This is a genomic window from Teredinibacter sp. KSP-S5-2 (assembly GCF_032773895.1).
GTDB lineage: Bacteria > Pseudomonadota > Gammaproteobacteria > Pseudomonadales > Cellvibrionaceae.
Window position 1 is genome coordinate 2,403,414 of the sequence record NZ_CP120416.1, and the last position, 13,901, is coordinate 2,417,314.

The 13,901-nt window shown below is 38.5% G+C and carries 8 protein-coding genes; all 8 read right to left on the bottom strand.

Features of this window, described 5'->3' with window-relative positions:
- Positions 1–35: 35 nt before the first annotated feature.
- The 8 genes from P5V12_RS10455 to P5V12_RS10490 all read right to left on the bottom strand — a co-directional run bounded on the left by P5V12_RS10455 (position 36) and on the right by P5V12_RS10490 (position 13,888).
- Positions 36–479: a hypothetical protein gene (locus P5V12_RS10455; protein ID WP_316957298.1), complete on the bottom strand. Its 444-nt coding sequence runs from the start codon at positions 477–479 to the stop codon at positions 36–38.
- Positions 480–856: 377 nt separating this feature from the next.
- Entirely contained in the window at positions 857–1,660 is an 804-nt protein-coding gene (locus tag P5V12_RS10460) for a glycosyltransferase family 2 protein (protein ID WP_316957299.1), read from the bottom strand.
- The gene (locus tag P5V12_RS10465) at positions 1,650–3,302 is read right to left on the bottom strand and encodes an FAD/NAD(P)-binding protein (protein WP_316957300.1); all 1,653 of its coding nucleotides are present in this window, start codon (positions 3,300–3,302) and stop codon (positions 1,650–1,652) included. Before P5V12_RS10465 ends, P5V12_RS10460 begins: the two co-directional genes overlap by 11 nt.
- A gap of 17 nt (positions 3,303–3,319) precedes the next feature.
- Positions 3,320–4,330, bottom strand: coding sequence for an Ldh family oxidoreductase (locus tag P5V12_RS10470; RefSeq protein ID WP_316957301.1), 1,011 nt, complete (start codon positions 4,328–4,330; stop codon positions 3,320–3,322).
- Positions 4,318–5,583: a PLP-dependent aminotransferase family protein gene (locus tag P5V12_RS10475; RefSeq protein ID WP_316957302.1), complete on the bottom strand. Its 1,266-nt coding sequence runs from the start codon at positions 5,581–5,583 to the stop codon at positions 4,318–4,320. Before P5V12_RS10475 ends, P5V12_RS10470 begins: the two co-directional genes overlap by 13 nt.
- Positions 5,573–6,058, bottom strand: a complete 486-nt coding sequence (locus P5V12_RS10480) for a VOC family protein (RefSeq protein ID WP_316957303.1) — start codon at positions 6,056–6,058, stop codon at positions 5,573–5,575. The genes P5V12_RS10475 and P5V12_RS10480 overlap by 11 nt, the downstream gene beginning before the upstream one ends.
- Before the next feature lie 47 nt (positions 6,059–6,105).
- Positions 6,106–7,005: a class I SAM-dependent methyltransferase gene (locus tag P5V12_RS10485; protein WP_316957304.1), complete on the bottom strand. Its 900-nt coding sequence runs from the start codon at positions 7,003–7,005 to the stop codon at positions 6,106–6,108.
- Between the two features lie 40 nt (positions 7,006–7,045).
- Positions 7,046–13,888 carry a non-ribosomal peptide synthetase gene (locus tag P5V12_RS10490; RefSeq protein WP_316957305.1) on the bottom strand — a complete coding sequence of 2,281 codons (6,843 nt, stop codon included), beginning with the start codon at positions 13,886–13,888 and terminating at the stop codon, positions 7,046–7,048.
- Positions 13,889–13,901: the final 13 nt, after the last annotated feature.

The window sequence follows — 13,901 nt, forward strand, 5'->3', positions numbered from 1 at the left end:
TTTGCCGAAGATCGGGGAGCAACCACAGGGTTTTCTTAAGAATTGACCAATGATGAACTATGTGGAGAGGCTGGTTGATCAGTTTCTGAACTCGAATCGGCCTCGCGTACAGATTCTTCCGCATCCATAACCACCATGGATTGTGGCTGGTTACCTTTCCACCAACACCACAGGTAATAGCAAACAGCGAGCAGCAAAGCCAACACCAAAGCACCGATTAATGGCAGTCCTGCACGCCAAAAGGCATCTTTTCCTTCAAATGCGCCTTCCAATAGTGCAATCAGCCACGCGGGAGCCATATAGCCCTGATTGTCATAGCTGTACCAGGGCACCACCATCACCACCACAAACACCATGCGGGTCAGGTGCTTCACCTCACGCCAGGGAAGCTTGGCGGTTACCATCCACAAGCACCCAGTCAACAGCCCCGTCCCAATCAGGTAATAGAGCCATGCGTTAAAGTATTCGTTGGAAGTCATAGAAGTTCCGAGGTAATGTATTGGGAATCAGAGGCGGCATTTTACTACCTGAGAAGAAAAATGAAAGTTACCAGAGGGAAACTTAGCTTAATCAGATGTATTTTATGGGCACCGCCGTCTATGCGGAGGGTTTAAAAGATCCAGAATAATCAGTGCCTACAACACGTATGGAGCATTTGCCAAGAATCATTCAGTACATACGGCTTTTTGAAATAGCACCTTGTTAACTGTAGAACCAGGAATGATCCGGTTAAAAAGAAACCGGGGGCATGCAAAAGACTAAAAAAAGAAGCCAAGCAACTGTAACTAAAACGGATCGCATACAAGAAAATAAAAAGTAAACACAAGCCTTGAACAAAACCAACCAAAAATTCTATCTATGCATCTACAGTATCAATAGACAAATAGATTTTTTCCATTGTCCAATGAAGAGAACTCTTACAGTGGAAGTATTCATTAAAAAAATCAGAATACAAATCAAGAATTTTTTTACATTCTTCCATTTTTAAATTCAGCAAAGATGCATCCTGAGTGAGTCGTTGATCATTATGATCATGAACATATATTTTTGCATCTCGAACCTCATGAGGACGATAACCCAATGAAAGCATGCGGGCAAAGAATTCTGTATCCTCAAACACTCTATAATCAGTGTTTAAACCATTCATTTTCTCGAAGAATGCTTTTTTTATTACTACACCATACCCCAAGCCGATCCTCATACAACGTTCAACCAAAAACTTCTCACTTCCTAGTATAGGCCCCCAATCTAAAAGACGATGACTTCTGAGACCATCTTCATATTTAACAAATTCCACAGATGACCAAGAAAAATCGACCTGCCATTTTTTATCATTGTAATAATTGTAGTTAGCCTCTAAAAAACACCCATCAAGCTCATCATCATCATCAAGAAATACTATATATTCACCCTTAGCTAAAGAAACTCCAACATTTCTAGATCCCGCTTGGCCAAGGTTACGCTTATTCCTGTGATATAAAACATTTATCCCATCATCAAAAGAAAAAATATCGTACTTCAAACTTGAACAGTCATCGACAACAATTACCTCGTAATCATTGAAAGTCTGGCGGCCAACACTAGTCAATGCCGATTTCAACATATCCGGTCTATTGTAAGTAGGCACAACAATAGAAAATAATGGCTTATTAATACTCATATAATTCCTTTTTTGCTTGAGTGTTACTCTCGTCGTTTATATCCCTAAAAATATCATCTACAATCTTTAACGCTAGCCTCGGCAAAGGATGTAATCCATCCGCTATCGGGTAATAGCCTAGTGTAGTTGGCCCCAAGGTATACATATTCCCCTTTAAACTTGACTCAAATAGAGGCCTAACTTTTAAAGTATACGGATCTATATGAATACCGCCTAACGGATATTTTTCATTTGAATCTTCGAATAATTTATATGCTGACTTAATTAACCCAGACCTTTTAAGGTTTTTCATGAGAATATCGTCAGCGTTTTCCAAATTCGTACTTTGCCCTCTGCAATCGATTAAAGTGTCGCCAGCAAAAAATTCTTTCTCTATATCCTCGCCAGCATAAACGCCATTAAAAACACTAAAACCATTTGAGTCTTCACTTACGCTGTATGCTTGGCTAACTTTTTTAACTTTTAGTATACCAGCATCTATCAACGCCTTAATGCGAGAAGCATTATAAAAATTTAATGGGCGAACAAAGCATAAAGTTTGATATGAGTAATCGTCAATAACGAGACGATCTTCAGCAGAATAAAGGTGAAACAACCACCAAAATATATCCGTTTTTTGCCAAAGCAAGGATTGCCACGGAATATAACTTTTACTCTTTATACTTCCTTTAGCCAATTCATAATCAACATAAAATTGACCAACGCCAGATCTCTTTGAAATTGCCTTTTTTATAATATTCATATCACGTCGAAAATCACCAGTAAACAACAGTTCCTCATCGAAGTGATTTCTCAAACTATCCAAAGCATCCGTAGTCAAAAAATCCATACATAATCGACGGTATGCATATGAAAGTAAGTTTGAAACCCTACCCATCGCTGGTGAGAAGGCAAGATCTTCTGTTAAATACTTGTCATATTTCTCACTACCCTCCAGCTCTCCTCGCCCCTCAGTAATACCGAAACCCGCGACCCTAGGTAGCATACCGCTTCTTGAAAACATTGTAATACAAATGGGCGTATCTTCGTGCACTTTATACACAACCCCATTTTCAGTAGTTACAAACTCACCTCGACTATTAGCCAAACTGATAGCAATATCAATCGCAGTAAGACTTGTCCCTACTATCCCTACTGATTCACTTAACTTGCTTTTTCTAAGCGCGTCCTGTACCGGCCATGGATTAGAAACATATTTATCAGAATTAGATAATTCTGGAATATTTTTCCAGTGCCCCGTTGCCAAAACAACATAATCAGCAGTTATTGATGAATAATCATCCATCTTAATCACATACTTTTTCTTTTCTCCGTACTGAACATCTATTACATTGGATTCATATTTTACTTGAACTGACACACCATTTCTTTTTGCCATATCAATAGCATCATGAAAACGTTGCTCAAGCTCATCGCCTTTTTCCAGCCTTGTAATAGTTTCATTAGCAGCAATTCTATGTTCTGAATCTGTTGTTTTCCGACTGTAAGGTAAACCGACTCCTAATCTATCCTGCTTCTCTATGAGAATTACAGATATGTTAGTTTTAGAATATTCCATATCCCTTTCTGCAATACGCTTTAAAACTCGAAAAGAAGACGGCCCCCCACCAATAAGCGCAATCGTTTTATTATTACCTTCCATAAAATACGCCCAGATTATTATTCATACTTATTAATAAGTTCATTAACCCAATCATAGTCTTTATCATCAATTGGAATACCATTAGCCAATCGTTCTTCACGAGAAGCTTTCTCCTTATCTCCGGGCAAAATAACTGAAGGGGTGTTAATCCTTGCCTCTGAAATAAGCTCACTTACACGTGACTGAAACTCTTCATAACGAATAAAAATCTCCGGGTTAAAACATATAATCCAATGCGAAATTTGTCGTGGTTTATCAAAAGGCGGAGTATATAAATGAGTAAGCTGATGATCATAGGGCATACCACTCATCACAGAAGTCAACACCTGAACCATAAGACCAATACCCTGCCCCTTGTAGCCACCAAGCGCCTTTAATGCAGCATACAGCTGAGAAGTAGACGAATCGGAGCCGTTTTCATCAACACACCAATTTTGAGGTAAATCGATTCCATTTTGCAGATAGTATTTCACTTTTGAATAAGAGATCTGACTGGTTGCAAAATCCAGCTCAAAACAGTCATCACCTAAGCCAGGAACTGTCATCGCAATTGGATTTGTACCAAGAAACGGTCTAGTCCCGCCCTCTAGAGCAACAAGCGCATCACTATTTGAAAGCGATATAGCAATAAGCCTTTGGTTTGCAGCTTGTTTTGTAAAGGACGAAGCAGCACCAAAGTGATTGGAATTTTTGGTTAAAACCATACCAATCCCTGTTTTCCTTGCCATCTCTATCGCTTTATCAGTTGCAGCATTTCCGGCTATTACGCCGTTTGCACCATCTGCATCCAGAATTGCACTGGATAGAAGTTCATTCTCAAACCTAAACACCGGGGAGATATTCGCTCCTCCTTGCTTAAACTCCGATATATAAGTAGGTAGTAGTCTAATCCCGTGCGTATCAATACCAGAGAGGCTTGTTTCTATCAAGTTAGATACTAATATCGTAGAGTCAGATATACTTAAGCCTATCGACATCAACTCACAACAAAAAATTCTATTTAATCTTTCCGCATCTACCCTGAGCATTTTCTACTCTCATCAAGTTTAATCAAAATAAAATTACACAATCTTTTCACCGAACTCCTTAGCTCATCCCCCTCAATATTGCTATAAGCTATTCTGATACTTCGTGCCCACCATTTTTCATTCAGAGAAAAGTATCTAACAGGCATACAAATAACACTATATTCTTGCGCGCATTCGTACAAATATTTATCGCTAAATTCAAAGGGTAATTCTAGAACCATAAAAAAACCGCCGCTCGGCACGTTCCATCTCACACCTCTTACATTCCCAAGATATTCGGATAAAACAGAAACGACAACATCACGATTACTCTTATAGTGTTTATTCATCAATTCAGCTTTAGCTTTCAAAGAGAACCCATTGGATAGAAAATACCCTCCAACAACAGCTTGATTATTTTGACAAGTATTGAGAGTAGTGAGACTTTTCAATGAAATTATACAATCTCGATAGTCACCTAGATTTTCCGGAACACAAACAAATCCCACACGTAATGTAGGACAAAATGTTTTAGAGAATGACCCAACATAATAGACCATCCCATATGAATCAATACTTTTAAGTGTTGGCAGTTTTTCCTCGTCAAAATCAAAAACCCCATATGGATTATCCTCAACGACATAGATACCATATTTTTTACAAACATCCAGAATGGATCTCCTCGCATTTATATCCAAGCGGTATGAAAGAGGATTATTAAAGTCCAAATTGAGGTAGAGAATTTTCAATCGATTTCCCTGTTGAATTTTTTCCTCAACCTCACTCTCGAAAAACTCTACAGAAAACTCACCATCGACTATTGATTTTGAACCAAAAACTCTTTTCCCTAAAATCTCAATCAATCCATAAAACCCAATGTAAGAAGGATCGATTACCATTGCCAAATCAGACTCTTCTCTCATATGAGTTAAAGAAATAAGCAACAAGGCTTCCTGGCAACCACTTGTAACAACAACATCTCTTTCATTACATTTTATATTTTCATCTTTCAGCAAATATCTACAAATAATCTCATTAATAACACCTGCTGTCGCGCCATATTGACATAGAAGCTTCACAGCATCGGATTTACTGATAGAATTTTTTTTTGAAAAGTATTCAATAAATGACTGCTCGTATTCATTCCATCTTTCATTTTCAAAGAATCTATCACTAGGCCTCCCCGACGCCAACGATACCGCCTCTGGAAACTTCATAGATATTTCATTTAGAAAATTCATTACCGAAGCGCTATCATTATTATCAGTATTCACAACCATCTTCCAATTGAGCAAACAAATTATTAATACTTTCTTCAGAGTAATTGTCGTTTTTCACCCTTTCTATAAATTCAAACATCATTCCAGACGCAGGGTCTCGCTTAGTAAATATTTGACGAAGTCCAGGCCCCTCTATAATAGAGGTCGAAAACTCAACTCCTCTTTCCTGAAGCAATGATTCAACATTCTCGATCTCACTCACCCTAAATGCAACATGCTGAACTCCAGCACCATACTTATCCAAGTATTTTTGTATTTGAGACTCTTCATCCAAAGACTGAAGGAGAACAACAGAAAAATCACCGGAAAAAAGAACGGCAGACCTCATACCAGAAAATTTTCCAAACGTATCTCGAACACAATCAAGTTCAAAACCAAGTTGGTCGGAGTAATATCTGATTGACTCTTTTAAATCGACAACCGCAATAGCAATATGATCGACACGATCAAACTCTTGAAACTTAAACATTATTACCCCTCATATAAGTAATAAAATTTATTTTATATAAAACAAAACTAGTCTTTCTTTCTTAACACATAAAACTCACATACGGATTGCAAGCCAGGAGGTTTAGCCACACTTGATAATACCTCCAACCCCTGAGAAACAAAGTAGTCAAACGACAACAACACCGGAGTATGCCCAAAAACCAGCGAAACACCACCAGGCTTCAAACATGTAATTAGCTTTCGAAATAGAATATCCGCATCAGCAGCGGAAACCACAAATGAATTAAGAAAACGAAAAACCAAAACATCAACAGATGACGGTCTGACACATGGTTTAATGCTGTCTCCACAAATTGTCTCATCTAATTTTAGCGATGACACCTCAACCATTTTTGGATTTATATCCTGCCCTATTGTATAAATTCCCTTAAACTCGTTTTTCATTGTTTCCAAAAACTTACCAGTTGAACATGCCGGATCGTAAAAAACTCCTTTTGTCTGACCATACTCTTTAAGTTTATTTATTGCTATTTCTCTAAGCGGTATTTCATCATCATTAAGCTCCCTTTCGAGCTCCAATGAAGGCATCCATTGCTCTTGAGAACATAACTCCTCACCACCACCTTCGTTTAGTGTTAAAAATGGATAGTAGAGATACGCCCCATCCATTTTTAGAACTCTATCGAACGCCTGATGCTTTTCTTGTTCAGACATAATTTCATAAAAAAAACTATATCCTTTTTCACAAACTTTCATTGAACGGTATTTACCAAACAGCATTCCCTCTTCAACAAGACAGGTCTTCCTTTTTACAACTTTCCCATCAACCAAAAAATCAGCCTCATACTTTTTACCAACAAAAGTATCTCCGCCTATTTTCATAAAAAAAATATCGTGCGGCTTATCTCTGTGAGAGCAAAAAAAATGGTCCACACCAACATCTCGTTTAACTAATGTAGTATTCAAAGCCAATCTCCACAATCGAATAAGGAATCAAACATATAAATCAACTTTCGATAACTCTTAACATTTCAGAAAAAATTAAATCTTTATTACTACTTTCAAAAAGTTGATGATGCTCCCCTTCGACTCTTGACACAATCAGATTTGGCAATACCTCATCCGACCAACCACAGTTAACAACTAGATTAGTTTTAGTTTCGTAAGTTTCATTCGCAACAATCAAATTGACTTCATTTTTATATGTATCAAATTCATGAGCAAACGCCAACATTGTATTAGTCATTATTTCAGACTGAATTATATCGTCTTCCAAGTTCTCAGTTTTCGCATCTAAAACAGATTCACGACGAACCTCACTCAAATTAAAACTATCAATCATAATCAGTTTTTTCACTTCCCCTCCGTGTTTAGCCATTTGCCTAGCCATTTCCAATGCAACAACACCTCCGAATGACCAACCACCTAAAATAATTGGACCGTCATCTATTAGGGTTCTTGCCCACTCAACATACAAAGAAGCCATCTCCTTAAGAGAGGTAAACTTGTGTTTGGCCATCAATCTTGGGTTGCTAAAAGCGAAGACTTTTCTATCTCTAATATAATTTTCCAAACCGTCGTAACAATGAGACATACCTTCAACAGGGTGAATAAGAACAAGGGGGGGCTTGTCAAGATTTCTATATTCACCAAGCTCAATTATGTGTTCATTTTTTTCGGAGTTGGAAACTGACACGATTGCCTCCGAAATTCCGGAGATAGTTGGAAATTTAAACACATGAGAAACTTCAACAATCAAATCGTCACTAAGGTTCTTTCTAATCTCTCTTACAAGCTGAATCGCCATCAAAGAATGACCGCCTGCATCAAAAAAATTATCAAACCTTGAACGTGGGGTTCGTCCTGTTATCTCTTTCCAGGCTTTTGCGACAACCAACTCAAGACCACTAAATGATTCTACATCTTCAGGCTCAATATCATTTTCAGAAACCTCCAGTGTTTTCATTAAAGCTTGCCTGTCGACCTTTCCGTTGATGGTCAACGGTAACTCAGACATAACTTTCATATTTGAGAACTGAACGACCTCCCCCACTCTAGGAGACAACCAGATATTTATTTCTGCCACAGCGTGCTGTTCGTTTTTCACTCCCTTATCATTCAGGACTATAAACGCCGCTAAGGTACCAGAATCATTGCACTCAACAAACTCGACAATGGCAGTGTCAACATAGTTATGAGAAGCCAATAATAACTCTATAGAATCTAAATCTACTCGTTGACCTCGAATTTTTATTAATCGATCATTTCGTCCTGCAAATTCTACCTCCCCCTCAAGGTTCCATTTACCTCGGTCACCCGTTTTGTAAATGACATCAGCTCGATTCGATATAGGTGAAGGAACAAAGCTACTGGCAGTATTAATCGGATCATCCAAATATCCTAAAGCGAGAGATGAACCAGCTATAAAAATATCACCCTCAACATTGACGGGAACTGGCCGAAGAAATTTATCAAGTATTAAAATTTCCGTCCCATTAGAAGAAGTTCCAATTGGAACTTTTATTTTCTTACCATCATCAAAAAAACAAAGATGATCAGTAACACTAACCGACGCCTCCGTCGGGCCGTATCCCTGCCATAAACGCATGCTGGGGAATTTCTCATAAAAATCATGAACAAGAGTTGGTGAAACCACTTCACCACCGGTAATAACGGTCGAGAGTGAACATAACTCTGATGAAAATTCAATTAAGTATTTCAAAACGCTCGGAATCAAATGAACAGCAGTAACCCCATTTTCATTGATGAGATTTTCAAGAAGCTTAGGATCTAACGTACTTCCTTCTGGCGCAATTACCAGGACTCCACCATTTACCAGAGGAAAAAACATTTCCCACAATAAGATATCAAAACCAACCGACGCGTTTGCCAATAAACGATCATTTCTACTAAAATCATATTTCCTTGAGGTTGAAAATATTCGATCAACCAAACCAGACTCTCGACAAATTACGAGTTTAGGGTCTCCAGAGGTGCCGGATGTGGACAAGATAAACTTTCCAGACGGCAACGTTTGAATAAAATCCCTTTCTATAACATCAACAGAATCAATCGAGGATTTTGTCAGTATTTTTGCGCCATAAAATACTGTTTCGGATCCATAACTCGAGTTTGTAATAAGAAAATTTGCTTTAGACTTTTCAATACAACGGATCTTAGCTTGATCACTATGAAGTGGATTGATAATAACGGGAACTGCATCAATGTTTATCAATGAAAGAAACAAAGACACAAAATAGACAGAACGCCCCTGTTCAACAGCAACTATTGAGCCGGTTGAAATACCCAGACTCTGCAATTTGCCAGATAAACAAGAAACCTCCTCTTTTAGATTTGCATAGCTCCAAACAGTCCCTTTTTCGTCAACTATCGCAGTATCACGGCCATCTTCATAATTAAAAATGTTTTGGTTTAGAGTAAGACTGTCCTGATCAACAGGATTAATAATATTTTTCCCTAAACCTTCAGATAGAGTATTTCTTAGATATGGGAGTTCAGCAATCTTTGATTTTGAATAATCAGTAAATGAAAAAATTATGGATTTATATATTTCGACAAACCCCTCCATTTCCACTTTGCTGAAATGAGATTTATCAAAATTAAAGTGAAGTTCCATTTTAGTGCCAGGCAGAACAATCAGCCCAATAGGATACTCCGTTTTCTCATTACAAAACCGATCTATAATGGTAATTTCACCCATTTGTTCGTCGGGCAGATTATCTTCAGGATAGTTTTCAAACGCAATTAAACTATCAAAAATCCTATCATCAGATTTTTTCCGACCTCTCCATTTAGACGTGATTTCCGAAAGAGGCATCTGAGCATGCCGGGTAGCCTCGGCCAGAATACTTTGCGTCTCTTTAATATAAGAGACAACATCTGTTTTTCCATCATATTTCAATCTAAGGGGAACGGTGTTAATAAATAGCCCGACGATATCTTCGGATCCTGAAAGTTGCGGCGGCCTCCCAGAAACAGACACGCCGTGAACAACATCGTTTGAGCCGGATCTTAGTGAAAGCAAAATACTCCAAGCAGACTGAATTACAGCATTCGATGTTACAGAAATGCTTCTCGCAAAGCTATTCACCTTCTCCGTTTCGTCTTCTGTTAAAGCGATACGCCATGTATCGAACTCACCCTCAACATCTGCACCAAATTCTGAAAAATTGGTTGGCTCTTCAAATCCATTCAAATAGTTTTCCCAATATTCATTGGAGTTTAGGTTATCAACCTTATACTTCAGCCAAGCAATGTAATCTTTATAAGGCCTCTGAGTCAGTTTTTGCAATCCTTCGCCACGAGTCAAAGCATCATATAATTTAAAAACATCCCCCCAAATTAATGATAGGCACCAACCATCCAGTAATATGTGGTGATGACTCCAGATTACAAAATGCCTTTTTTCTTCATTCTTTGCTAGATAAAAACGCCATAATCCAGCCTGATTCAGATCCAGCCGTTGGGCTCTATCTTCGTCTAGAAATAAGTCGATATGCTCATCTATCTTATCGGAATCAATATTCGTCCAGTCCAATAATTGAGGCTTATTGGTTGGCTCATAGGCAATATATTGCAAGAACGTATCACCACTATCCCACAAATATCCCGCCCTCAATATTTCATATCTTCTGACGACTTGATTCCACGCCTGAATTAAGAGCATTTCATCAATCGGACCAATAAGTTCTATCACATTCTGATTATGATACGCATCGGATTCAGCCCAATAAAGAGATCTTAATAGCATTCCTTCCTGAGTTGGTGATAAAGGATAAATATCCAGCGGCGCTTTATCTACTTGCGAAATAGTAATTTCGCTATATTCCTCAACTAAGGGGTAATCACTACTTACTCTAGTGTTCCATATGCAACGTTCATCGAGCATTTTTAGCCAAGAATGCTCGACCTCTGATTCAATGCTGGAAAGAGATAGCATTTCACTCCGGTGTGAATGCATGTGAACTAGAAGTGTTTCATTTTCTGCTACACAATATACAAGTAAGTCATAATCACCTATAAGACTCTGCGCCATTGACTCGTAATAATCATTTGAGAGCCTAAGGGAGGTATTTTCTTGTGACTGCGGAACATAACCCGGAAGATATACAATTTTACATCTTACAGAATTTGGTTTATGTAACTGTGGCAAATCGATTTCACCGTGTCGAATTTTCCTTATCGTACGAACATCCGCATCTTTTATGTCCAGATTTCCCGAAACGACATTCGAAATTCTTCCAAAGACACGACTCGTCTCATAACCGCATTGTGAAGCAAACGCCCTACTCTCCGGTAGTTCAATAAAAAGCTCATCTATGCCGATACTCTTAAGTGAATTTATTACACATACTGAGATAACATCGGATAGAATATCATCGCATCCAGCCATCGGATCAACGCGCATGTGAAGCGTTTCTGGCAACGAAAAACGAATGGTACTTGACTCCGCTACACCAACTTTAGTTCTTTTTTCAAATACGCGTCCATCCTTATAAAAGCTCTTTGGAATTGTTGGATATTTCGCCATTTCCATAGCCAAGTCCCGATAGGATATTGACTCTTCCTGATATTGCTGAAAGTCTTTTTCCAGTATTGCGGAAAGATGAAAAACTGAAACCCAGTCCACAACTTCCGGAGAAAAACTAATAACCACCTGAAACCTTCCATGATTCACTTCCAAAATATACGCCGCAAATAAATCATTCGTCCCATCAGCACACAACCAACCTGATGTGCTTTCAAGACCACTATTGACCTGACTTGATATAGAGCTGGTCTTTTCGATCGCTTCGATTAATTTCCATTCATTCCCGCTTTTGTTACCTGCAAGACCAGTATTCACCAGAAGTTGAAATATTTCTTCTAGTTTCCTTATCACCCCATTGATAGAATCCGCTTCGACCTCATATACAGTTGAGACAATATCGGAAATGAGCGTATTCCCCCTCCAAATCTTCGAAAGCTCAGGGACAGGCATTTCTTCTTTGGAGCTTTTCTTAGAGATTCTCTGAGATAATTGTTTCACTGTCGGATAATCAAAAACGTCTTTTACTTCAAGGATATACCCCTCTTTACGTAAAGCTGTGGCCATTTTAATAGCCAAGATCGAATCCCCACCCAACGCAAAAAAATCCAAATTAACATCATTTACTTCGATTTTAAGCAAAGTTTTCCATATTGATAAAACTAGCAATTCTTCATTCGTTGATGGTGGTGTAACTAAATTTTTGGGGTTTATTAGCTGAGTTCTATATGAGGGAAGAGCCTTACGATCAACTTTCCCGTTTGAGTTCGTAGGTAATGAATCAAGTAAAACCCAATATTTTGGTACCATATATTTTGGTACACGTTTTTCTATCTCCGTTTTTAATACCTCGATATCAATTTCTTCAGCGCCAGTTATGTATGCAACCAAGTTGAGCTTTTCATCGTCAACAACCACAACAGTATTGGTGACAATATCCAATTTCCGTAATTGTTCCTCGACTTCACCAAGCTCAATTCTATAACCTTTGACTTTTACCTGAAAATCCGAACGTCCGACATATTCGATAACTCCACCCTCATGACGAATGACAACATCACCCGTTTTATATAAACGAGCGCCCTCAGCATTGGAATAAGGGTCAGGAATAAATCGTTCAGCAGTTAATGAAGGGCGGTTAATATAACCCTCTGCAACGGCCACACCTCCAATATACAATTCGCCTTCCGTCCCCAATGGAGCCATCGAAAGATCATCCAGTAATACGTAGGCAGTAACATTGTCTATAGGGCGGCCAATTGGTACAAATGGAAAATCATCACATTTGTTGAATGACCACGCAGTAACGTCAATAGTCGCTTCCGTTGGTCCATAGTAATTTTTCAATCTTGCCTGCGGAAAAACCTCTTCGCACTTACAAGCCAAAGTTAAAGGGAGTGCTTCTCCGCTACATATTATTTGCTTAAGCGTTGTGATATTTTTGACATAATCATCATCCAAAAATGTACTTAACATCGTTGGGACAAAGTGTGTAATTGTTACCCCCTTTTCTGCCATTAAGTGCGCCAATTTAAACGTGTCTTTTCGATCGTTATCTGGCACAATCACTGTAGCAGCTCCATAGACTAAACCAAGAAGTTGCTCCCACACAGAAACATCAAACCCAAAAGATGTCTTATGGCAAATATTATCGTCGCTCGAAATCTCAACATCTTTTGCCATCCACGCAAGTCTGTTCAGTAAACTCATGTGGCTAATTGCACACCCTTTTGGTAACCCTGTAGATCCTGACGTATATATTACATACGCTACATCAGTAGAACTTCGATCCGACGCTGGCTTTTCTTCAAATGTATTTTCCGAAAGCTTATCCACCCAGAGAAAGTTGATGTCTAACCCGTCCAATTTGTCGGAGTTGGCGGAATCCGCTATCAAAAGCTTTGAACCAGAATCCTCAAGTTGCCACTTGACTCTGTCTTTAGGATTATCCATATCAATAGGCATAAACCCATTAACACTTTTTAATACCGCAACGACCGCTGCCAGCCTTTCAATACACGGCATCATTGCAATAGCGACAAGCCCGTTTTTGTTTGTCTTTTTCCGTATCCCATATTCGATTTTACATACAAGCCGCCAAAAATTTGAAAAACTTAATTTTTCCTCTCCAAAAACAACGGCTGTGTCATCAGGGTGACTCTCAACATTTTCAAATATGAGCCTATCGACAGTCGACTGACTTTCAAATTCGACAATATCTCCTTGCTGCTTATAAACCTCATACTTCTCTTCATCATCAAGTGAGATTAAATCCAATACACTCTCATCTAGAATTGACATATATATAGCCCTA

Bases quoted from the DNA above. Each gene is read 5' to 3' on its own strand.
- P5V12_RS10490 (WP_316957305.1), bottom strand. From the start codon at position 13,888: ATGTCAATTCTAGATGAGAGTGTATTGGATTTAATCTCACTTGATGAT.
- P5V12_RS10465 (WP_316957300.1), bottom strand. From the start codon at position 3,302: ATGGAAGGTAATAATAAAACGATTGCGCTTATTGGTGGGGGGCCGTCT.
- P5V12_RS10460 (WP_316957299.1), bottom strand. From the start codon at position 1,660: ATGAGTATTAATAAGCCATTATTTTCTATTGTTGTGCCTACTTACAAT.
- P5V12_RS10470 (WP_316957301.1), bottom strand. From the start codon at position 4,330: ATGCTCAGGGTAGATGCGGAAAGATTAAATAGAATTTTTTGTTGTGAG.
- P5V12_RS10455 (WP_316957298.1), bottom strand. From the start codon at position 479: ATGACTTCCAACGAATACTTTAACGCATGGCTCTATTACCTGATTGGG.
- P5V12_RS10480 (WP_316957303.1), bottom strand. From the start codon at position 6,058: ATGTTTAAGTTTCAAGAGTTTGATCGTGTCGATCATATTGCTATTGCG.